We start from the raw sequence: 20,514 nt of genomic DNA on the forward strand, positions 1-20,514 counted from the left end.
TATTGAACGGCCTTGGCAGACTGGGATCAGGATCCAGGCTGTCATTGCCCAGGCTGACCGACGATTCTGGTACTGCGGCATGACCCTGATCCCATGACCATGCCTTGAGGCATGCCCTTGCCCTTTCAGCGGCAGCAAGGGCCTTCCCAAGGCGCAGGACCGCAAAGGATAGCAAGGTGAATCATGACAGCTCGCAACCCCCCCACCCCGCGTAAACCCGTCGTACTCATGACCATGGGCGCCCAGCCTCGCAATGGTCATCCCTATCAGGTGATGACCCACAAATACATATTGCCGCTGGTGGATATCAGCGGCTGCGTGCCGCTGCTGGTGCCGACCTGCTGTGGCACCGAGGATCTGGCGCAGTATCTGGATCTGGCGAATGGCGTCTATCTGAGTGGCGCCGGTTCCAACATAGATCCCGCCCTCTACGGCCAGGAGAACCTGACCCCGGAGAAACAGCAGGACAGAGACAGGGATCTGTTCGACATCCCGCTGGTGCGCGCGGCCCTCGATCGCGGCCTGCCGGTCCTGGGGATCTGCCGCGGCATGCAAGAGATCAACGTGGCCCTTGGCGGCGACATTCATCAGCAGGTCTACAAGGAGCCGGGTTATGACGATCACAGAGAGGATTCGGACGATCCGGTCGACGAGCAGTACGGAGAGAGTCATCAGGTCAAACTGGTACCCGGCAGCTGGTTTGCCGCACTGATGGGGCAGCCGTCGATCCCGGTCAATTCACTGCATGGGCAGGGGATCAAGACGCTGGCCAAGGGGCTTGAGCCGCTGGCCCACGCCGAGGATGGGTTGATCGAGGCGCTCCATGCCCCCACCCTCGCCTCCTTCCTGCTGGCGGTGCAGTGGCACCCGGAGTGGAAGGCGCGTGAGAATCGCCACTCCATCAAGATTTTCGAGGCCTTCGGCGAGGCCTGCCGGGCCCACGCCAGCAATAGCTGACTAGTCACCAAACCCTCGCGCCTTGAGCTTGGGCAACCCACCCCGCTCGGGGCGCAGGGTGCGGCATATCTCCATTCCCTTGAGCCCACGCTGGATGTGATCCGGCGTGTGGCCGAACACCATGCCGTTGCTGCGATAGAGAGCATTGTCATCCAGCTCGAACAGCTCGCCCCCTATGAGCAGCTGCTCGCGGCCATTGATCGTCTTGCCCCGCTTGAGCGGCAGCGTCATGTCGGTCAGCACCTCACCGGTGGCACAGCCCTCGCGCCAGCGGGCCTCGTCGGAGAAGGGGGTAATGGCGATCTCGCGCCAGGAGCCATCGCGAAACTCGACCCGATACTTGTCGGCCAGCTGATCGCAGCCCACCAGCAACCAGGCTCCCGCGATCCAGACCATCTTGTTCAACTTGCGCACACTCGCCACTCCCTTGTCACATGGGCGCCAAGCATAAATAAATTGCCCTCACCCCGCACCCATTTACCGGTTTGAAAGCAACTATGCTGGAAATAACCAATGATAAGGGGCTGTTATGTTGAGTGATCACCTCATTGCGCTACCTACCCTGCTGTGGATTGGTGAGCACCCGTTCTGGACCCTGCTGACCCTGCTTTTACTCGTGACCCATGTTTGGCGCTCCCCTGGCCGGCGGAGGGAACTGGTCTCCGAGCTCAGCTTTGTCATGCTGAGCATTGGCACTATCCTGCTGATCCAGTTCGAGGGCGGCTGGTTTCGCCTGCCCCTGCCCCACCACTGGCTGGTGGAGATCTCCAGCCTGCTGGCCGGCCTGGTGCTGAGTGCCAGACAGCAGGAGCAGCGAGCCCTGCTGGCACGGGAGGCGGAATCCCTGAGGCAGGTAGCACCGCCGCGGGATCTGCTGGATAAACTGAAGGCGCTGTTTGGCGGCCGATGACGTAGCATGAGGCCTGAACTTTAGACAAGAGAGCGACTCCATGCTGCTGACCGCACTGGCCCTGAGTGCCACCCTGCAATTTGACTGCCCACCCGGAATCGAGACCCGCCAGCAACTGTTGACCACACCAGAGGGCTGGCAGGGGCTTAGCCGGGATCAGGAAGAAAAACCGAGTCAGGTACTGAGCCACCGGCTGGCAAACCTGGCGCTGTTTGATGGTGAACCGGGTGAACAGGTTCAGCTCAAACCGGACAATGGTGACAACGACGAGCTCCACTACTGGAGCCTGCTCGGCAACAACCTGCGCCCCCTCTATCTGGTCTGCCACTATCAGGATACCGCCCTCACCCTGCAGCAGGCGCTGCCCCTCGGCATCAGCTACTGCCGGGTCAATCAGGGCGACCCTTACGATCTGCGCGGGCTGATCTGCCGCAAATAACGGCCGTGAATAGCGATCAACCACCGCCGTCAGAGCAGCAACTCGGCCAGCTCGCCGAGTGCATTGAGCTCCACATCAGGCAGCAGTTGCAACCCCAGCCCGGGCTGCTGGCGATCGTTGAGCCAGGCAGCCCGAAAACCGTGCAAGCGGGCACCCAGCACATCCGTCTCCGGGTGATCCCCCACATGCAGGATCTGGCCGGGTGCAAGCATGAGGACCCTCTGCGCCTGCACAAACATGTCCGATGCCGGTTTCATTCTGGTGCCCGTGCCCGCTTTGCAGACCAGGGTGAAGTAATCCCCCAGCCCCGCTTGCACCAGGTCCAGGTTGCCGTTGGTGATCGCCACCAGCGGATAGCGCCCGGCCAATCGCGCCAGCAAGTCGTGGGTCGCGGTGCTCACCGCTATCTTGGATCGCTCGGCGAGAAAGGCGGCGAATACCTGCCCGGCCTCCCGGCTGGCGGTGGCGGCCGCCATGCCACCCTGCACCATGGCCTCATGAATGGTGCGCTGACGCGCCAGACTGACATCCTGGCGCAACTCGGGATGGGCAAGCAGCATGGCGCGCTTGAGTGCCAGCCAGCGCGGCTTGTCCAGCATGGCGGTCGCCAGATATTCGCTGCGCAAATGGGCCAGCATCCACTGCTCGGCCCGTTCAATGGCGGGGCCGTTGTCGTAGAGGGTGTCATCGAGGTCGAACGAGATGGCGGCCACCGGCTGCCAGCGGCGATAAAAATGCATTCATGCTCCTTCACGGCGGGGTAACCAGACCCCGTTATTCATCTTCCGGCGTAGCAGGATCCCGCTTTGCTCTGGGATGGGCGTTGTCGTACACCTTGGCCAAATGCTGAAAGTCGAGATGGGTATAGATCTGGGTGGTGGAGAGATCCGCGTGCCCCAGCAGCTCCTGCACGGCCCGCAGATCGCCGGACGACTCCAGCATGTGGGTGGCGAAGCTGTGGCGCAGCTTGTGAGGGTGAATATGAGCATTGAGCGCCTGCTTGTTGCCCCAGCCATCGAGCCGCTCCTGCACCGAGCGGGCCGACAGTCGCCGCTTGCGCTGCGAGACAAACAAGGCCTCGGCCTCGTCCCCTGCCAGCAGGGGGCGCACCTTGAGCCACTTGTGCAACCACTCCACCGCCATCCGCCCCATGGGCAGCACCCGCTCCCGCGCGCCCTTACCGGTCACCTTGAGCTGACGATCATCGAGCTTGATGTCCGTCAGATTGAGCCCCACCAGCTCCGCGAGGCGCAGGCCGGAAGAGTACATAAGCTCCATGATGGCCCGATCCCGTACCGCCAGCGGATCCTGCTCGTCGGTGATGTTGAGCAACTGGTACATCTCGTCCACATCGAGGTTTTTCGGCAACGGTCGCCCCTGCTTGGGAGTCACTATGCCACGGGCCGGGTTGGCGGTGAGCCGTCCCTGGCGCACCTGCCAATCACAGAAACTGCGCAAGGCGGAGAGCTTGGTGGCGAGGGAGCTGGGCACCAGTCCGGCCTTGTGCATCCGGGTCACCAGATTGCGCACCTGACTCGCCTCTAGCCGGGCCCAGTCGTTCAGGCCAAGCCTGACCAGCTCGGCGGCCATGAGATCCAGGTGAGATCGGTAGTTGCTGCGAGTATGCGGGCTGAGCTGACGCTCGACCCTCAGGTATTCGATGAAGGCAGCCAACTCATCGGCCAGGCTGGCCGGCAGCGGCTCTGCGGCGGGAGATGGTACCTTAGCCACGAACCAGCTCGGGCAGGCGCAGTTGCAACAAGCGGCCCAGCTGACCCAGCAACAGGGTGTCATTGTGGGGGCTGAAGTGGCTGGGATCCGAGCTGGCAAAGGCCAGCACGCCGAGATCGCCGAGCCGCATCAGGGCGACGGAGTTGACCAGCACATCGTGGCCAAACAGCGCCTGCTTCTCGCTCTGGTTGAGGCGACCGAAGAAGTAATCCTGCCCCGGCAGCCGTTGACCCAGCAGCTGATCGAGCTGCTTGCCCTCCGCCATGAAGCGCTGCTCGGGGCCGCTCAACTGGAATTTTTTCGGGCTGAGCCAGAGCCGCAGGCCAGTCAGTCGCAGTCGCTGCACAAACGCCTTGCCCATCACGGCACTCACCTCGAACAGGGTCTGGCAGCCGTAGAGCTCGCCGTAGAGGTCGGCGTACACCCGGAAGATCCGTTCGTTCTCGCTGGCGATCCCCATCAGCTCGGTGATCTCCTGCTCCAGTTGCTCGATGCGCTCGCGCTGTCGGTCCATCTGGCGTTCAACCAGCGAGACCGAGCCTTTGCGCTCGTGGGGAATGCGGATCCGATCCAGCATGGCCGCGTGGCGCTGGAAAAACTCGGGATAACGGGCCAGGTACTCCAGCACTGTGGCTTCCTCCACCAGTGATTCCTGCCGTTTGAGTTCGCTCATAACTTGGTTGGTCCATCTGAAAAAGGGGCACAAGGCCCCGACATTAGCGCTTGGCAGAGCGGAGCCATCCCCGCCCCATGCCTACAACTCGATCTGGCCGTCGAATACATGCTCGGCTGGGCCCGTCATATAGACCGGCTGACCCGGCCCCTTCCAGGCGATGGTCAGCTTGCCACCCGGCAAACTGACGGTGACCCGCTCCTTGAGCTTGCCCTGACTTATGCCGATCACCGCCGCCGCACAGGCGCCGGTACCACAGGCAAGCGTCTCGCCCACTCCGCGCTCGAACACCCGCAGCTTGATCTCGGTGGCGTTGACCATCTCCATGAAGCCGACGTTGACCCGCTCAGGGAAACGCTCGTGCCGCTCCATGATGGCACCCAGTGTCTCTACCGGCGCGTCGGCCACCGAAGGCACTTCGATGACGCAGTGAGGGTTGCCCATGGAGACAACACCACACATCACAGTATGCTCTTGCGCCCGCAACAGATAGGTTTTTTCCGCCTTCTGGGCCCGGAACGGGATCTTGCCCGGTTCAAACTGGGGGACACCCATGTTGACCGTGACCTGATTCTCCCCTTCCAGCTGCAGGGTAATGCGACCGCGGGCCGTGCTGACCGCGATGCGATCCCGGTTGATCAGCCCCTTGAGACGCACGAAGCGGGCGAAACAACGGGCACCATTGCCGCACTGCTCCACCTCGCTGCCATCGGCATTGAAGATACGGTAGTGAAAGTCGAGTTCAGGATCATAGGGCGGCTCCACCAGCAGCAGCTGGTCGAAGCCGATCCCGAAGTGGCGATCCGCCAATTTCTTGATGACGTCATTGCTGAAAAACACCTTCTGGGTGACGCCATCCACCACCATGAAGTCATTGCCCAGCCCGTGCATCTTGGAAAAATCTATCAACATCGTGCGTTCCTGTACCCTTTAGGCAGTAAATGCTCACTGCACCAGCGATCGGTCAACTTATCACGCTCAATCGTGCGTTTTCCTGCTATCAGGGCAGTAGATGCTCGCCGCGCCAGAGATCGGCCAACTGCTCGCGCTCTCTGATGAGGAAGGATTGCGTGCCATCCACCAGCACCTCGGCCGCGCGCGGACGGGTGTTGTAATTGGATGACATGGTAAAGCCATAGGCACCGGCCGAACGCACTGCCAGCAGGGACCCCTCAGCGATAGCGAGGGAGCGCTCCTTGCCGAGAAAATCACCCGTCTCGCACACAGGGCCGACCACGTCGTACAGCGCCAGCTCATGGGCCGCGCGGCTGTCCACCTCTATGATGTTCATCCAGGCGCCGTAGAGGGAGGGGCGTAGCAGATCGTTCATACCGGCGTCGATCAGCGCGAAGTTGCGGGTCTCACCCGGCTTCAGGTACTCCACCCGGGTCAGCAGCACACCGGCGTTGGCGACGATGGCGCGGCCCGGTTCGAACAGCAGGGTCAGATCCCGGCCCGCCAGCTTCTGCTTGAGCGCCTCGGCATATTCGGTGGGGTGCGGTGGCTGCTCGGCGCCATAGTTGACCCCGAGCCCACCGCCCACGTCCAGGTGATGGATCTGGATGCCTTCTGCCGCCAGTTCGTCGATCAATCGCAGCAGCTTGTCAGCCGCCTCCATAAAGGGTGTCAATTCAGTGAGCTGGGAGCCGATATGGCAATCCACCCCCTTGATCTCTATGTTGGCCATAGCCGCCGCCTTGCGATAGATGGCGGGCGCCTGCTCGATGGGGATACCGAATTTGTTCTGCTTGAGGCCGGTGGAAATATAGGGATGAGTCCCGGCATCGATATCCGGATTGACCCGCACCGAGACCCGGGCTTTCTTGCCCATGCTGCGCGCCACCCGATTCAGCCGTTCCAGTTCGGCTTCCGACTCCAGGTTGAAGCAGAAGATCTCTTTATCCAGCGCCAGTTGCATCTCGGCTTCGCTCTTGGCCACACCGGAGAAGACCACCTTGGCCGGATCGCCGCCAGCCGCCAGTACCCGCGACAGCTCGCCGCCGGAGACGATGTCAAAACCCGATCCCAGGCGGGCAAGCAGGTTGAGCAGCGCCAGGTTGGAGTTGGCCTTGACCGCATAGCAGATCAGATGGGGAATATCGCCAGCGGCCTGATCGAAGGCATGCCAGTGGCGTTCAAGGGTCGCGCGGGAGTAGACATACAGCGGAGTGCCGTACTGCTCGGCCAGGTATTGCAGCGAGGTGTGTTCGGCCTGAAGCTGGCCGTCGGCGTCGTAGTTAAAGTGATCCAAGGGGCGGTTCCTTCCTAAATTATTGCGGCGCGGCCTCTGGGGCGGCCTCGGCGGTCACAGGCGTCTGTGCTTGCGGTGTATTCTGGGTCTGGGGCTGCTGGGGGGGCGGCATGTAAAGCGGCCCCGTCAGGCCACATGCGGCCAAACCAAGAGACAGAGGAATGGCAAGCAGACACTTGGTAAGCTGGGTAATCATAATGGTTCGCTGCGAAAAATTTTTTGGCCCTCTATAATCGCACTCACATTGTTAAAAGCAACAGGATAAACCGATGAAGGATCACGAGTATCACGCCCTGACCGACGCCTTTTTCCAATATGTGGAAGACACTGTCGACGCAGGATATCCGGATATTGATTGTGAACGCGCCGGCGGGGTCTTGACCCTGTCGTTCGAGAACAGGACCAAGGTCATCATCAACAAGCAGGAGCCCCTGCACCAGATCTGGGTCGCCACCCGCGAGAACGGTTTCCACTTCGAGCTGCAAGGGGAAACCTGGATAGACAACCGCTTCGGCCATGAGCTCAAGGCCCTGCTGACCAAGGCCTGCACCACCCAGGCGGGTGAGGCAGTGGTATTCCCATGATCGACCGATATCCGCAGGACGCCCGCCACGCCGTGATCTGGCTGCACGGGCTGGGGGATTCCGGCGCGGGTCTGGCACCGCTGGTGGATGCGCTGGACTTGCCTGCCGACCTGCCGGTGCGTCATCTGCTGCCCGATGCCCCCGAACGCGCCATCACCATCAATATGGGCTACAAGATGCGCGGCTGGTACGACATCAAGAGCTTCGACGATCCGGTGGATCGCGCCGTGGAGTCCCATGTGCGTGAATCTGCCGATCGTATCGCCGCCCTGCTGGATCAGCTGGTGGCCGAAGGCTTTGCTCCCGAGCGTATTCTGCTGGCCGGTTTCTCCCAGGGCGGCGTCATCGCCTCCTTCACTGCCCTGCGTCATCCGGCACGGCTTGCCGGGCTGCTCTGCATGTCCACCTATCTGGCGGCGCCCGACGCCCTCCTGGCGGAGATGAGCGAGGCCGCCCGCAGCCTGCCCATCTGCTACATGCACGGCATCTATGATGACGTGGTGAGCCTCTCCATGGGCTGGGACGCCAAGAATAAGCTGGAAGCAGCAGGGCTGACCCTCGAGTGGCACGAGTACCCCATGCGTCACGAGATCTGTCGCCCGCAGCTTGACGACATCCGCAGCTGGCTGCTGGCCCGCCTCGCGCACTGAGCAGGCTCCGGATAGCCAAACGGCCTGCATCTGCAGGCCGTTTTTATTCGGCAGGTTCGAAGACCCGTATCAGCAAGAGGGCCATGCCGGCTGCCTTGTCGCCAACCCCATGCCCGACCTCTGGCGCTACCCCGTCGCCGAGCCCAATTCACGGGCCTGGCCTGCACCGTCACGCAGCTGTCCCTAGCTGCGGTAGGGGATCACCTCGAGCTCGCCATTGACCTGCACTATCTCGTAGTACTGTGGCAGGTTGAAGTTGCTGAACTGGCCTGCATCGCTGAAACGCTCATGGCTGGAGGTGTAGAAACGGTTCACCCCCTGCACCAGCTCATCCTTGTTACCGGCAAAATGCTGGTAGATCTCCACCCGGTTCGCCTCATCCAGGATATAGATGTTGGTACCCGCATCCCGGGTATCGAAGAAGAACTGCACCAGCCCTTCGCTGGCATAGGAGTCGACGATACCGGGCAGGTGCTGGCTGTGAGTCTTGTCGAGTCGTAGCGGCAGGTGATCCAGCTTGTTGTGGGAGATGTGACGGTAAAAATCGATGGCGTTTTCCAGCTTCTTGACCGACACCCCGCGCCGCTCGAAGAAGATGCCGTACTTCTCGCGGCCGAGCGCCAGCGTCTTGACCAGCTGCTGCTTGTCACGGGCGAGGCGCAACTCGATACACTCGGCCACCAGCTGCTGGAAACGGGTCCGCACCAGGGAGCGGAAGTGCTGGCTGTAGCAGAACACCTCTATCATCTCGGGGGCGGCGGCGTCCTGGTGCATCTTGCCGAGTATGGTGGTAAGGGCATCCACCACGGCTTCGTCACCCTGGAAGTGCAGGGTGCGGATCTCGCTCCAGGAGTTGCGATAAACCAGATCCACCGATCCCACCAGACACTCCAGATTGCGGCCGAACGAGAAGACATCGGCGGCATTGGCGTCGAATTCGATCACCTGACCCACCCAGTGGCTGGTCGGATCCGTCTCCAGGTTGAGGAAGATGGAGAGCTGACGGATCTCGCACGGACGGCTGAGGGCCAGGTTGGTGGCGCGGGGATACTTGACCGGGAAGGTGCCGGACAAGTCACGACAAAACTGGTGCAGATTGTCGATGTGCAGATCCGACCCCTGATTGAACAGGTGTACCCGGGACTGGGGCGTCAGCAAACCGTTGAAGTAGGCCCAGGAGACCAGCTTGCTGATGTAGCCGTTATATTCGAGCGGTGCCCGGCCTATGATATCCACCGGTTCGAGGGAGTGCTTGTAGAGATACCAGCCAGCGCGGTTAAGGCGGCCATGGGGCACCTGCACCAGGCTGAGATCCGGTTCGCTCAGATCCGGCGCTATGGTCAGGTTGATGCGCTGCACCTTGCCCGGCAGGCTCTCGAACGCAGCGTAGAGCTTGCGCGACAGTATGCCGATGTCTTCCGGGTTGATGGACTCGCTGATGTTGTTGCGCCGGGCAAACTGGATCAGATTGCGATAGCTCTGCATCAGGGCTTCCAGCAGCTCGGCGTGGGCCACCTTGACGTCCTCGACCTTCCACTCCTGGCGGTGATCCAGATGATGCAGCCGCTCCGGACTCCAGCCCCAGTAGGCCACCAGCTGGGTCATCTGCTCGCGGCGCCAGGCCGGGGAGTGATCCTCCTTCGGATGGCTGAGGCCGTCACACACTTTCAGATAGAAGCAGCGTCGCACCAAATCCAGCCGCTGCATGTCGCCGATGGACTTGAGGTAGTTGGTCACCTTGTCCAGCATCAGGCAGTAGTTGTCGAGCCGGTAGTGCATGCCCTCGTTGTGCTGGAACCAGTCGCGGCTGGTGACAGACAACAGGCGGGTATTGGGATACTCGTGGGAGTAAGCCTCCATCAGCACCGACTTGAGCACGGCTTTGTAAGGGGAGTCGATGCCCTTATAGAGCTGCCACAAGGCGGAGCCGAAGTACTCCTCGGCGGGAATGCGGTTGAAACTACCAAGATCGAGCCAATCGTCCTGGCTCAGCTTGTCGTGGGCAAACAGGCCGTTCACGTACTCGTCGTAGTGATCGTCATACTCGGCCGGCACCAGATACCAGAGCAGGCGCTTGCCAGCGATCAGCATGGCGCTGCGGTAGAACTCGTCGAGCAGCAGCAGGTGCTGGGCGCTACCGCAGCTCTCCCCCTGCATCTGGGCATCGTTGCGCTGGCGGAACTTGTCCTCGGGGATCAGGAAGAAGTTGAGATCGACCCCACGCTGCTCGGCCCACTTGGAGAGTTGCTGGCACTTGAGATCCAGCAACTCGAGCCGCTCCTGCGACAAACCGGCCACGTGGCACACCCAAATATCGAGATCCGAGTAGCAGCACTGACCAATGGACGAGGTGCTGCCCATGGAATAGAGCCCCTGAATCGACTTGTCATGGGTCGTGAGGCCGTTCTGGCAGTTGGCGTTCTGGCACAGATCCTGGATGAAGGCCTGCTGGGCCTCGTTGGCGGTAAAACTCCAGATACCGTGGGGCACATCACCTGCCACATAACCGGGCAACAGGGGATGATTGAAGTGCAGCATGACGGGCAGCAGTTGGAAGACCTGCTGCCCGTAGCGACTCATGAGACCTAACGCCCGTTGCGTCTTGAGACGATTGAGTTCGTCGTAGCGCGCCACCAGCGTATCGAGTTTTACCAGCAATGCCCTGCCTATACCGAGGTAAGAAATGACGCACCAAAACGGGGAAGACGTCAAAAAAGTGTGATCATGTTAACAATGCAAACAGCGGTGGTAAACAAGCCCGCACTGAATCACTGGATTATTTATGACTCACTGCTTAACAGTATCAACGGAAAGCAATAAAAATTAATAAATTCAATGCATTAATAAATTTATTCTACTTAATGAAAATCATTTTCAACCCCTCTTTTTGAGCTTGGCCCCGCTTTTGCTGGCTACGCCATGAAAGCCCCTGCAAAGGGTGGTAAGATCGTTTTCCTTCTAAAGATGAAACAACTGATTGATATGGCAGCCCGAACCCTGAAAATTGCCACTCGCAAGAGCCCATTGGCCCTGTGGCAGGCCAACTTCGTCAAAGACCGGCTGGAAGCCCTGTACCCCGAGTTGCAGGTCGAGCTGGTACCCATGAGCACTCAGGGTGACAAGATCCTGGATACCCCTCTCGCCAAGGTGGGCGGCAAGGGGTTGTTCGTCAAGGAGCTGGAGACCGCCATGCTGGAGGGGCGTGCCGACATCGCCGTCCACTCCATGAAGGATGTGCCGGTGGAGTTCCCCGAGGGACTGGGTCTGCACACCATCTGCGAGCGCGAAGATCCGCGCGATGCCTTCGTTTCAAACCGCTACAGCCAGATGGACGCGCTGCCGCAGGGTGCCGTGGTCGGCACCTCCAGCCTGCGCCGTCAGTGCCAGTTGCGAGCAGTACGCCCTGATCTGGTGATCCGCGACCTGCGCGGCAACGTCAATACCCGTCTCGCCAAGCTGGATGCCGGTGAATATGACGCCATCATACTCGCCGCCGCCGGCCTGAAGCGTCTGAAGATGGCGCACCGCATTACCACCTTCCTCGAACCGGAACAGAGTCTCCCCGCCAACGGCCAGGGGGCTGTCGGTATCGAGTGCCGACTCGATGATGAGGAGCTACACGCCCTGCTGGCGCCCCTCGAACACCGCGAGACCCGGATCCGGGTGCTGACCGAGCGCGCCATGAACCGTGCCCTGCAAGGGGGCTGTCAGGTGCCTATCGGTGCCTATGCTCTGGTGCAGGGGGATGAGGTCTGGTTGCGCGGCCTAGTGGGCAGCCCGGATGGCAGTCAGGTGATCCGCGACGAGATCCGCGGCCCGCTGGCAGACGGTGAGGCGCTCGGCCACACCCTGGCCCAGCGTCTGCTGGCAGCCGGCGCCGACGTCATCCTGGCCGAGGTCTACCGGGCATGAGTGCGGGCCGGGCCAGGTCATGGCCACACCCGCTGAGCGCTGCCTGATGGTCCCGCTGGTGGTGCGTCCGACCGCTCAGGCCGCCGAGCTGGTGCAGCTGTTGCGCCAGCACGGCCACGCACCGCTCTGCTGTCCGCTGCTGGAAACCGTGGCGGGCAGCGAACTCTCTCGCCTGCCCGAACTGCTGCCCCAGGCTGACATAGTCATAGCCGTCAGCATGCATGCAGTTAATTTTACTCATCATTTTCTGTTGCAAACTGGTCAGACCTGGCCACATATTGACTACTTTGCGGTCGGTCAGGCCAGCGCGGACGCCTTCGCTGACGCAGGCATAGCGGCGAGCTGCCCGGACGATCAGCGCAGTGAAGGGCTACTGGCCCTGCCCGCCCTGCAACAGGTGAGCGGCAGGCGGGTGCTGATCCTGCGCGGCAATGGCGGTCGGGATCTCATCGCCCGGACGCTGGCCTCACGAGGTGCTCTGGTGCACTATTGTGCAGCCTATGAGCGTCACTACCCCGAGCTGGACGGGGAAGCATTGACTCACCACTGGCAGGCGACCGGGCTCGACAGCCTGCTCATCACCAGTGGCGAACTGTTGCAGCGGCTGCTGGAACTGGTGCCCAGTCAGCAGCAGCCCTGGCTTTATGACCGCCTGTTGGTGGTGCCCAGCCCCCGCGTAGCCGAGATGGCCGAGGCGGCGGGCTTTACCCGAATCACGATTGCCCAAGGTGCATCCAACCAGGCCCTGACGGCTGCTCTGGAAGCGAGGAAGATGGAATGACTGAACAACAAGAATCCCAGGTCAAGCCCCAGCCGACCCCAGTGGTCAACGGCGGCAAGAGCCGTCCCGGCACCCTGCTGGGTGGCGTGGCCATATTGCTGGCCCTCGGCCTGACCGGCAGTCTCTACCTGCACGGCCACAAGATTGCGGTGGCCCAGCAGGGGGAACTGGATCAGCTCAAGCTGCAACTGGCCGGGGCCATCGCTAAGCTGGATCAGAGCAACAGCAAGGAGAGTGAACAGCTGGCAGCTTTCGGCAAGCAGCAGCAACTGCTGCAAGACGAGCTCAAGGACTTGCAGAACCGGGTGCTGGATCTCAACGACAAGCGCCCCAACGACTGGATGCTGGCTGAAGCCGAATACCTGGTGCGCATGGCGGGCCGCAAGCTGTGGCTGGAGCATGACCTCATCTCTGCTATCACACTGCTTGGCAATGCCGACGAGCGGATCAAGGCGCTCAACGACCCCAGCCTGATGCCCATCCGCAAGGCGCTGGCGGCAGACATAGCCCAGCTCAAGGGGATGCCGCGCATCGACCGTGAGGGGCTGACGCTCAAACTGGCAGCGCTATCCGACCAGATTGAGCTGCTGCCGCTCTCCACCGTCAATATGCCGGAAGCGAAAATCGAACCGGATCAGGCCGTCAGCACCAACCCGGACGAGTGGCAAAGCAACCTGAAGAAGAACTGGCTCAAGTTCACCGAGAACTTCATCACCATACGTCGCCGCGATGGGGGCGTGGAGGCCCTGCTCTCCCCGCAGCAGGAGATCTTCTTGCGCGAGAACCTCAAGACCAAGCTGCTGCAAGCCCAGTTCGCCGTCTACCGCGAGCAGCAGGCACTGTATGACGACAGTCTGGAGAAGGCACAGCGCTGGCTCACCCAGTATTTCGATACCGACAACAGCGCGACCCACTACATGCAGACCGAACTGGACAAGCTCAAGGGTGAGCAGATCCAGTTCGACTATCCGGATCGCTTCAAGACCCAAGCCATGCTGGAAGAGGTGCTGAACGAGCGCCTGCAACGCATTCTGGCCAGCAACTGAGGAGGGCACCATGATTCGTCTGATTGTTCTGGTGGCCGTGATGGTGGCGGGGCTGATATTCGGCCCGCAAGCCTCCGGCAACAAGGGGTATGTCCTGATCTCCCTGGGTAACTACACGGTGGAATCCTCGGTCACCAGCGCCGTGATCCTGGCCGTGCTCTTCTATGCCGCCCTACTCATCGTCGAGTGGGTGCTGGGCCGGCTGTTCGGCCTGCGTCGCAAGACGCTGGGCTGGTTCGGCTCCCGTCGGCGCCGCAAGGCCAACCAGCAGACGGTAGCCGCCACCCTGGCCATGGCCGAAGGTCACTACATCCAGGCCGAGAAGCTGATGCTCAAGGGGGCCAGCAACAGCGATACCCCGCTGCTCAACTACCTGAGCGCCGCCAAGGCCGCCCAGGCACGTGGCGATGACGTGCGCCGGGATCAATACCTGCAAAAGGCGCAGGAGGAGCACCCCAAGGCCGAGCTGGCGCTGACCCTGACCCAGACCCAGTTGCAGATTGAGCAAGGCCAGTACGATACGGCCCTGGCCATGCTGGAATCCGCCTATGCCCTCAATCCACGCCACCCCATGGTGCTGGATCAGCTGCGTCAGGTACACCTGGCGCGCGAGGAGTGGACGGCCCTCATCGACCTCATTCCCGCCCTGCACAAAGTGGGCAAGCTGACCCCCAAACAGGAAGAAGCTCTGCTGCATCAGGCCTGGCGCGGTCGGCTCAAGAGCGCCAGCGGCGCCCTCGAAACCCTGCGCCCTGTCTGGCAGGAACTGCCGCGCAAGCTGCGCCAGGATCCGGATCTGCTGGCCTGCTATGGCGATCGACTGCGCCAGCTCGGCGCCGACCAGGAGGCTGCCGAGCTCTGGCTGGATGCGCTGCGCAAGCAGGTTTCCCCCCAACTGCTGGCTCGCCTGCCCAGGCTCAAGCTCGACAACTACCAGCCCATGCTGACCCTGTTGCAGAAGATCCAGGATCAACCGGCCGCAGAAGCGGCGCTGGCCCAGATCTATCTGCTGGCCGGTCAGCTGGACGAAGCCCAGCGACTGCTGGAGAAGGCGGTGGAGACAGCACCGAGTGCCGCCATCTACAACGCCCTCGGCCAGGTAATGGACAAGCGCCGGCTCACCAACAAGGCCAACGAGTATTATCGTCAGGCCCTGCAACTGGCCGACATCTGATCCTTACCCCTGTGCCAACAGCACAAAAAAGAGAGGCCGCTATTGCGGCCTCTCTTTTATCTGTTCATCTCTCTTTTTACCCGGATTAACACCAGTTCTGGCTTATGCCGTCAACCGCTCCAGCTCACCGATGAGCCAGATGGCCTCCTCCCTGTGATAGCCGCACACATCCGGCATGGGTCTAAAACCGCGGCACACCAGAGGGCGATCCGGCTGATCGAAAATCTTGCAGCCCAGCCGCACATCGAGCTGGACACAGGGTACCCCGGCCGGTTTGCCGGCGGGCATACCCGGAATAGCGCTGCTGATACTGGGAGCAATGCAACAGGCTCCACAACCTTGACGACATTCCATGTAACGCTTTCCTGAGCGTGGCGAACCAGTCTATCAAAGGGCTGCGATTCCCCTTAGCCTTATCCCCTGCGCCCGTGAAATAGTCGCCAGTCGGAGGCAGTGTCAGCCCGCAGACAACAAAAAGCCCGACAGCGGCAGCGGTCGGGCTCTTCATGTTGCAATGGCAGGTTCAACCCATTCTCATCAGAGAATGATATCGCGCACCACGCTGTCTTTACGATCCAAGAAGTGGATCGACTTGATGCGACGAATGGTGCGTGACTTGCCACGGATCAGCAGGGTTTCCGTGGTCGCCATGACGCCATCGCTGGTGATGCCATCCAGCAGATCACCCTTGGTGATGCCGGTTGCCGAGAAGATGACGTTGTCATTCTTGGCCAGGTCTTCCAGCTTGAGCACCTTGCTCACGTCTATGCCGAGCGCCTCGCAGCGGGCAATTTCCTGCTCGCCCAACGCACGCACTTCCGGGCTGTCACCCTTGACCTTGTGACGGGGCATCAGGCGAGCCTGCATGTCACCATCCAGCGCGCGGATCACCGCCGCCGAGATCACCCCTTCCGGCGCGCCGCCAATGCCATACAGCATGTCGACTTCGCTGTCCGGCAGACAGGTGAGGATGGAGGCGGCAACATCACCATCGGGGATGGCAAACACTCGCACGCCCAGCCCCTGCATCTCCTTGATCGCCTTGTCGTGACGCGGCTTGGCCAGGGTGATCACGGTCAGGCGGGAGAGCGGCTTGCCAAGCGCCTTGGCCACGGCCTTGAGGTTCAGCTCGAGGGCCTGATCCAGGTCGATGGCACCTTTGGCCTTGGGACCCACGATCAGTTTTTCCATGTACATATCAGGCGCCTTGAGGAAGGAGCCCTTGTCGCCGACGGCCAGCACGGCCAAGGCGTTGGCCTGGCCCATGGCGGTCATGCGAGTACCTTCGATCGGGTCGACCGCGATATCCACGGCGTCGCCCAGACCCGTGCCTACCTTCTCGCCTATGTAGAGCATAGGGGCTTCGTCAATTTCACCTTCGCCGATCACAATCTCACCATCGATCTGGATCTGATTGAGGATATGGCGCATGGCCGCTACGGCCGCCCCATCGGCGATATTCTTGTCACCACGTCCGAGCCACTTGTAGCCAGCCAGTGCAGCCGCTTCCGTCACTCGGGAAAACTCGATTGCCAGTTCACGTCTCATCGCATATCCAACCTTTGGAGCTCGAAAACGGGCGGCATTCTATCACAAGGGCAAACCTTTGCGCGCAAAAGTGGCGGATCGTCAAATAAATCACGGCCCTTCACCAAACTGACATCAAATCGCCACCGACACGTCACTTGGGTGTCACCCCGCTGTCATTCCCCGCACCTAGCATGGCCCCGTCTTTAAAACCAAAGCTTGCAACACAAGGAATTAAGATGAAAAAGCTGACTGTAGTGGCACTGGCTCTCACCGCGGCCTTCCAGGCGCAAGCCGTTGAAGTTTACAAAAATGACACCACCAGCCTGGATCTGTACGGCCGCATCTACGCCGGCCAGTTCTTCGGTGACAAGAAGGAAGGGGTCGACACCGCCCATCCGAACGGCACCCAGGAGTACAGCGACAAGCAGGGCGCCAACCAGTTTGTCCGCTTCGGCGCCAAGGTGGATAGCCAGATCAACAGCCAACTGAAGGCGCTGGCCCAGTACGAAGTGCAGATGTACATCAACGACAGCGAGAAGACCATCAGCGAGGATTCCGACAACCTGCGCACCCGTCTGGCGTTCGCCGGTGTCGGCGCCGACTGGGGCAATATCACTTTCGGTCGCCAGAAAGGGGCCCCTGGCTTGCTGGCCGACTGGACTGATGTCTCCCTCTCCGATGGCTACGGCAACGAGGCCCTCGGTGCCAAGACAGACACCTTCGCCACCAACCGCGCCGGTTCAGTGTTGAAGTACTCGGGTCTGTTCAACGGCTTCCAGGTAGACACCAGCTACAAGTTCGATGGCGGTGACACCGAAGAGACCACCAGCAAGGACAGCGATGCCGCCTACGGCGCCGCCGTGGCCTACACCTTCCCGTTCAACCTGGCGCTGGGTACCGCCTACAACGTGGGTATCCGTGACAAGAACGAGGAAAAGGATGCCAAGCTGTGGCTGCTCTCCGCCAAGTACGACAACAAGGCCGTCTATGCAGCCCTGAGCTACGCCGACGGCACCGACTTTCTGGCCACCGGCAAGGATCACACTGGCTGGGAAGGGGCGCTCGGTTACAACTTCGAAAACGGCTTCGGCCTGATGGCACTGTGGAACAAGCAGAAGGTGGAGCAGGACGGCAAGACCAACTACGACTCCATCGACTACTACACCCTGGGCGCCCAGTATAAGTTCAACAAGAACCTGCGCGTCATCGGCGAGTACCGCATCAACAACCTGGACAGCCAGGAGAGCGGCAAGCTCAACGTCAAGGATGACTTCCAGCTGGCGGCCCGTTACGACTTCTAATCTCGGCTCTCAGTCAACAACAGAACGCGCCGGCTTATGCCGGCGCGTTTTTTGTTGGCCCGTAAGGGGAGACAGGCCAGCTGCAGTCCGGCCCATGATCTAGGCTCAACAGAACCACGAAGAGGAGATCACCATGCCGTTACGCCTGCTCATCTGTTGCTGCCTGCTGCTCGCCCTTCCCGCTCAGGCGCTGACCATCGCCATGGTGCTGTGGCGCGGCGAAACGGATGCCGAGCGGAGCTTTCGCGCCGAGCTGATCCGGCTCGGCCATCAACCCACCTTCGTCACCTTCAACGCCAATCAGGATCGCGCCGCCTTCGCGACCCAGTTGCGCCAGCAACTGCTGCCCTCCCTCGCCCGCTACGACTACATCTACAGCTTCGGGACCACGGCCACAACCATGGTCAAGAGCCTGCTCGGCGAGCGCAAGCCACTGATCTTCAACATAGTCTCTGACCCCGTGGGGGCCGGAATCCTGTCGGAAGATCAGGCGGAAAACCGGATGGTGGCCGGAACCAGCAACCTGGTACCCATGGCGCTCCAGCTCGCCAACGCCCGCAAGCACCTGCCCACCGACAAGGGACTGCTGCTGCCCTTCAACCCCCGCGAACAGAACACCCTGCTGACCGGTGAGCTGCTGCTGCGCGAAGCCAAACGCTATCAATGGGATCTCGCCACCTGGCGCATCGCGCCTGACAAGCGGCGGCTGGCCAACGAGCTCAAGCGCCTGCAACAGGATGCCCGCCAGCGCATTGTCTTCCTGGCCGCCGACAGCTATCTGCTCTCCATCGCCCCCGAGTTGCTGGCCGCCCTCAACGAAGGGGGCATCCCCACCATCTGCAGCGCCGAGCTATTTGTCGAGCACGGCTGCACCGTCGGCACCATAAGCAGTTATGAAACCCTGGGCCGGATGACGGCCAACATCATCCACCGCAACCTGCAGGGCACACCGCTGCAAGACATTCCATTGCAAACGGATCCGGCCCCCCGGCTGGTTCTGGGCAAACAGCTGACATCTGCCGACAATCAAGGCTCTCAGGGCAAGTGACCACACAGCCCGCCCATGGACCCCAGAACCGCCGCCAGCCTAGCCCGGCTGCATCGCGACATGGGCTCTGGCAGCCCTCGCCACTGTGCTGGTCGCCCTGATCTGAAACGCTCACGCCAGCCCTGGTCTATACTCCCAAAGCACCATATGGGAGCTGTTTAGCCGTTTGATGCAGATCCCTTGCTTATATAACCTGAATGGCAGGTTCAAATTTTATTCATCGCAGTTCGATAAACTCTGAGTCATGCCCTACAACATACACGCCAAGGAGTAATTACAAGATGAAGTTATTTACCAAGAAGCACGGCCTTGTCCTCATTCTGCTCGCCGCCAGCGGAACCCTTAGCGCCACCGAGATCGCCAACAGCAACATCACGGAAACCGAGATAAAAGCTGCGCAAGATGCCTGGGGTAAGGCCCTTATCCAGATCAGCGATGATTACCGTAGCGGTGGTATCGAGAAAGCCAAAAAGACCGCCACTGCGGTACTCGACAGCGCCTATGGCTATTCCCAAGGCCCCGTACTGTTCAAACCGACCCTGGCCAGCGGCGAACAGACCTTCCGTATCAATAAGGAAGGGGCCCTCGCCTACTTCGTCGGCCACAACACGGCCTATCCTGCCGACAGCGGCTTCGCCCTCAAAAACTGGAAAAGTTACAGCTACGACAACGCTGCCATCTACATCAATGGCAACATGGCACTCACCATGGGCAATGTGCACCTGATTGACCGGGATAACAAAGAGACCACGGTCGACAAAACCTGGGGCTTCAAGAAAGGGGACGACGGCAAGGTGCGCATAGTGCTGCATCACTCCTCCCTCCCCTTCAGCAAATAAATTAAACAAGCAAAGGCGACCAATGGGTCGCCTTTTTGCTACTGGGCCATCAGTTTTGCTGCCTATGGGGATGACGACAACACCAATTCTGTTAGCATTCCCGCCATCATGAATCCAAACGAAACACAGATGCAGATCCGCCCCTTCACCACAGCTGACATGGAAACCGTCCTCACCATCTGGCTGGATGCCTCCCTGCTGGCACATCACTTCATCCCATCGAGTTACTGGCACGACAATCTGGGCCCGATGCGAGAGCTTTATCTACCCGCTGCCGACTCTTATGTGCTCTGGCAAGATGGCAAGGCTCTCGGTTTTTATTCCCTGCATGAAGAGACCCTGGCCGCCATCTTCGTTACCCCGGCGCAGCAAGGACACGGCTATGGCAAGGCGCTGCTGGCCCATGCCAAGCAGCAGCGGCAAACACTGCGCCTGCAGGTGTATCAGCAAAACCGGGCCAGCTGCGACTTCTATCTCGCTCAGGGCTTCCAGATAGAGGCCGAACAGCAGGATCCCCACACCGGCTGCGCCGAGTGGGTGATGGCCTGGTCGGCATAAGACTAACGCCGTTCGATAGCGAGGAAGCTTGCCGAGCCATCCCCGGCCCGCACCAGCAGGCCATCAAAGTGCAAGGTCTGCGCGCACAGATGAAACAGGATCGCCGGTCAGCTGAACGGGAAGTTCGCGG

Annotated in this window: 22 protein-coding genes and 1 pseudogene; 13 read left to right on the forward strand and 10 right to left on the reverse strand. The window is 60.8% G+C overall.

The annotated features are described in order from the left end of the window. The first annotated feature begins 183 nt into the window (after positions 1–183). Positions 184–957, forward strand: coding sequence for a gamma-glutamyl-gamma-aminobutyrate hydrolase family protein (locus WJM78_RS20890; protein ID WP_339011686.1), 774 nt, complete (start codon positions 184–186; stop codon positions 955–957). On the opposite strand, the gene WJM78_RS20895 is transcribed toward WJM78_RS20890, so the two are convergent. Next, positions 958–1,371 (reverse strand): hypothetical protein, encoded by a 414-nt coding sequence (locus WJM78_RS20895; RefSeq protein WP_042038421.1) that lies wholly within the window; start codon positions 1,369–1,371, stop codon positions 958–960. Positions 1,372–1,486: 115 nt separating this feature from the next. On the opposite strand from WJM78_RS20895, the pseudogene WJM78_RS20900 reads away from it, so the two are divergent. Both WJM78_RS20900 and WJM78_RS20905 read left to right on the forward strand, forming a co-directional pair. Continuing rightward, positions 1,487–1,750 (forward strand): annotated as a pseudogene (locus WJM78_RS20900) (mechanosensitive ion channel protein MscS); the annotation flags it as partial. Between the two features lie 157 nt (positions 1,751–1,907). Next, entirely contained in the window at positions 1,908–2,306 is a 399-nt protein-coding gene (locus tag WJM78_RS20905; protein ID WP_339011689.1) for an STY0301 family protein, read from the forward strand. A 29-nt stretch (positions 2,307–2,335) separates the two neighbouring features. Here the strand turns inward: WJM78_RS20905 and WJM78_RS20910 are convergent, their stop codons facing one another. The 6 genes from WJM78_RS20910 to lptM form a co-directional block, all read right to left on the reverse strand. Continuing rightward, positions 2,336–3,046, reverse strand: coding sequence for an HAD-IA family hydrolase (locus WJM78_RS20910; protein ID WP_339011691.1), 711 nt, complete (start codon positions 3,044–3,046; stop codon positions 2,336–2,338). Between the two features lie 34 nt (positions 3,047–3,080). Continuing rightward, positions 3,081–4,037 (reverse strand): tyrosine recombinase XerC, encoded by a 957-nt coding sequence (xerC, locus tag WJM78_RS20915; RefSeq protein ID WP_042038417.1) that lies wholly within the window; start codon positions 4,035–4,037, stop codon positions 3,081–3,083. Next, entirely contained in the window at positions 4,030–4,710 is a 681-nt protein-coding gene (locus WJM78_RS20920) for a DUF484 family protein (protein WP_275929125.1), read from the reverse strand. Before WJM78_RS20920 ends, xerC begins: the two co-directional genes overlap by 8 nt. A gap of 81 nt (positions 4,711–4,791) precedes the next feature. Then, entirely contained in the window at positions 4,792–5,622 is an 831-nt protein-coding gene (dapF, locus tag WJM78_RS20925; protein ID WP_042038414.1) for a diaminopimelate epimerase, read from the reverse strand. A gap of 88 nt (positions 5,623–5,710) precedes the next feature. Next, positions 5,711–6,961 carry a diaminopimelate decarboxylase gene (gene lysA / locus WJM78_RS20930; RefSeq protein ID WP_339011697.1) on the reverse strand — a complete coding sequence of 417 codons (1,251 nt, stop codon included), beginning with the start codon at positions 6,959–6,961 and terminating at the stop codon, positions 5,711–5,713. Between the two features lie 19 nt (positions 6,962–6,980). Beyond that, the gene (gene lptM, locus WJM78_RS22855) at positions 6,981–7,157 is read right to left on the reverse strand and encodes an LPS translocon maturation chaperone LptM (RefSeq protein ID WP_219927913.1); all 177 of its coding nucleotides are present in this window, start codon (positions 7,155–7,157) and stop codon (positions 6,981–6,983) included. Between the two features lie 73 nt (positions 7,158–7,230). Between lptM and cyaY the strand changes: the two genes are divergently transcribed. Both cyaY and WJM78_RS20940 read left to right on the forward strand, forming a co-directional pair. Next, positions 7,231–7,545 (forward strand): iron donor protein CyaY, encoded by a 315-nt coding sequence (gene cyaY, locus WJM78_RS20935; RefSeq protein WP_042038410.1) that lies wholly within the window; start codon positions 7,231–7,233, stop codon positions 7,543–7,545. Next, entirely contained in the window at positions 7,542–8,195 is a 654-nt protein-coding gene (locus WJM78_RS20940) for an alpha/beta hydrolase (RefSeq protein WP_212512545.1), read from the forward strand. Before cyaY ends, WJM78_RS20940 begins: the two co-directional genes overlap by 4 nt. Positions 8,196–8,378: 183 nt before the next feature. Here the strand turns inward: WJM78_RS20940 and WJM78_RS20945 are convergent, their stop codons facing one another. Beyond that, positions 8,379–10,853 carry a class I adenylate cyclase gene (locus WJM78_RS20945; RefSeq protein WP_339011701.1) on the reverse strand — a complete coding sequence of 825 codons (2,475 nt, stop codon included), beginning with the start codon at positions 10,851–10,853 and terminating at the stop codon, positions 8,379–8,381. A gap of 324 nt (positions 10,854–11,177) precedes the next feature. On the opposite strand from WJM78_RS20945, the gene hemC reads away from it, so the two are divergent. The 4 genes from hemC to WJM78_RS20965 are packed head-to-tail and all read left to right on the forward strand — an operon-like array spanning position 11,178 to position 15,108. Continuing rightward, entirely contained in the window at positions 11,178–12,107 is a 930-nt protein-coding gene (gene hemC, locus WJM78_RS20950) for a hydroxymethylbilane synthase (RefSeq protein WP_339015960.1), read from the forward strand. A gap of 46 nt (positions 12,108–12,153) precedes the next feature. After that, on the forward strand, positions 12,154–12,888 hold the full coding sequence (locus WJM78_RS20955) for a uroporphyrinogen-III synthase (RefSeq protein WP_339015962.1): 735 nt from the start codon (positions 12,154–12,156) through the stop codon (positions 12,886–12,888). Next, entirely contained in the window at positions 12,885–13,934 is a 1,050-nt protein-coding gene (locus tag WJM78_RS20960; RefSeq protein ID WP_339011704.1) for a uroporphyrinogen-III C-methyltransferase, read from the forward strand. The genes WJM78_RS20955 and WJM78_RS20960 overlap by 4 nt, the downstream gene beginning before the upstream one ends. 10 nt (positions 13,935–13,944) lie before the next feature. Further along, positions 13,945–15,108, forward strand: coding sequence for a heme biosynthesis HemY N-terminal domain-containing protein (locus WJM78_RS20965; RefSeq protein ID WP_042038403.1), 1,164 nt, complete (start codon positions 13,945–13,947; stop codon positions 15,106–15,108). A gap of 102 nt (positions 15,109–15,210) precedes the next feature. Here the strand turns inward: WJM78_RS20965 and WJM78_RS20970 are convergent, their stop codons facing one another. Together WJM78_RS20970 and glpX are read right to left on the reverse strand one after the other, a co-directional pair. Beyond that, positions 15,211–15,462: a YkgJ family cysteine cluster protein gene (locus WJM78_RS20970; RefSeq protein WP_042038401.1), complete on the reverse strand. Its 252-nt coding sequence runs from the start codon at positions 15,460–15,462 to the stop codon at positions 15,211–15,213. Positions 15,463–15,645: 183 nt separating this feature from the next. Further along, entirely contained in the window at positions 15,646–16,656 is a 1,011-nt protein-coding gene (glpX, locus tag WJM78_RS20975) for a class II fructose-bisphosphatase (protein ID WP_042038400.1), read from the reverse strand. Positions 16,657–16,874: 218 nt separating this feature from the next. Between glpX and WJM78_RS20980 the strand changes: the two genes are divergently transcribed. The 4 genes from WJM78_RS20980 (at position 16,875) to WJM78_RS20995 (ending at position 20,384) form a co-directional block, all read left to right on the forward strand. Continuing rightward, the gene (locus WJM78_RS20980; RefSeq protein ID WP_212512550.1) at positions 16,875–17,939 is read left to right on the forward strand and encodes a porin; all 1,065 of its coding nucleotides are present in this window, start codon (positions 16,875–16,877) and stop codon (positions 17,937–17,939) included. A gap of 133 nt (positions 17,940–18,072) precedes the next feature. Continuing rightward, a complete protein-coding gene (locus tag WJM78_RS20985; RefSeq protein WP_212512551.1) occupies positions 18,073–18,987 on the forward strand; it encodes an ABC transporter substrate-binding protein in 915 nt (304 codons plus the stop codon). A gap of 281 nt (positions 18,988–19,268) precedes the next feature. Continuing rightward, the gene (locus tag WJM78_RS20990) at positions 19,269–19,826 is read left to right on the forward strand and encodes a hypothetical protein (protein ID WP_212512552.1); all 558 of its coding nucleotides are present in this window, start codon (positions 19,269–19,271) and stop codon (positions 19,824–19,826) included. A gap of 129 nt (positions 19,827–19,955) precedes the next feature. After that, positions 19,956–20,384, forward strand: a complete 429-nt coding sequence (locus WJM78_RS20995; RefSeq protein WP_339015964.1) for an N-acetyltransferase — start codon at positions 19,956–19,958, stop codon at positions 20,382–20,384. Positions 20,385–20,514 lie beyond the last annotated feature (130 nt).

It is taken from the genome of Aeromonas popoffii (assembly GCF_037818705.1).
Taxonomy (GTDB): domain Bacteria; phylum Pseudomonadota; class Gammaproteobacteria; order Enterobacterales; family Aeromonadaceae; genus Aeromonas; species Aeromonas popoffii.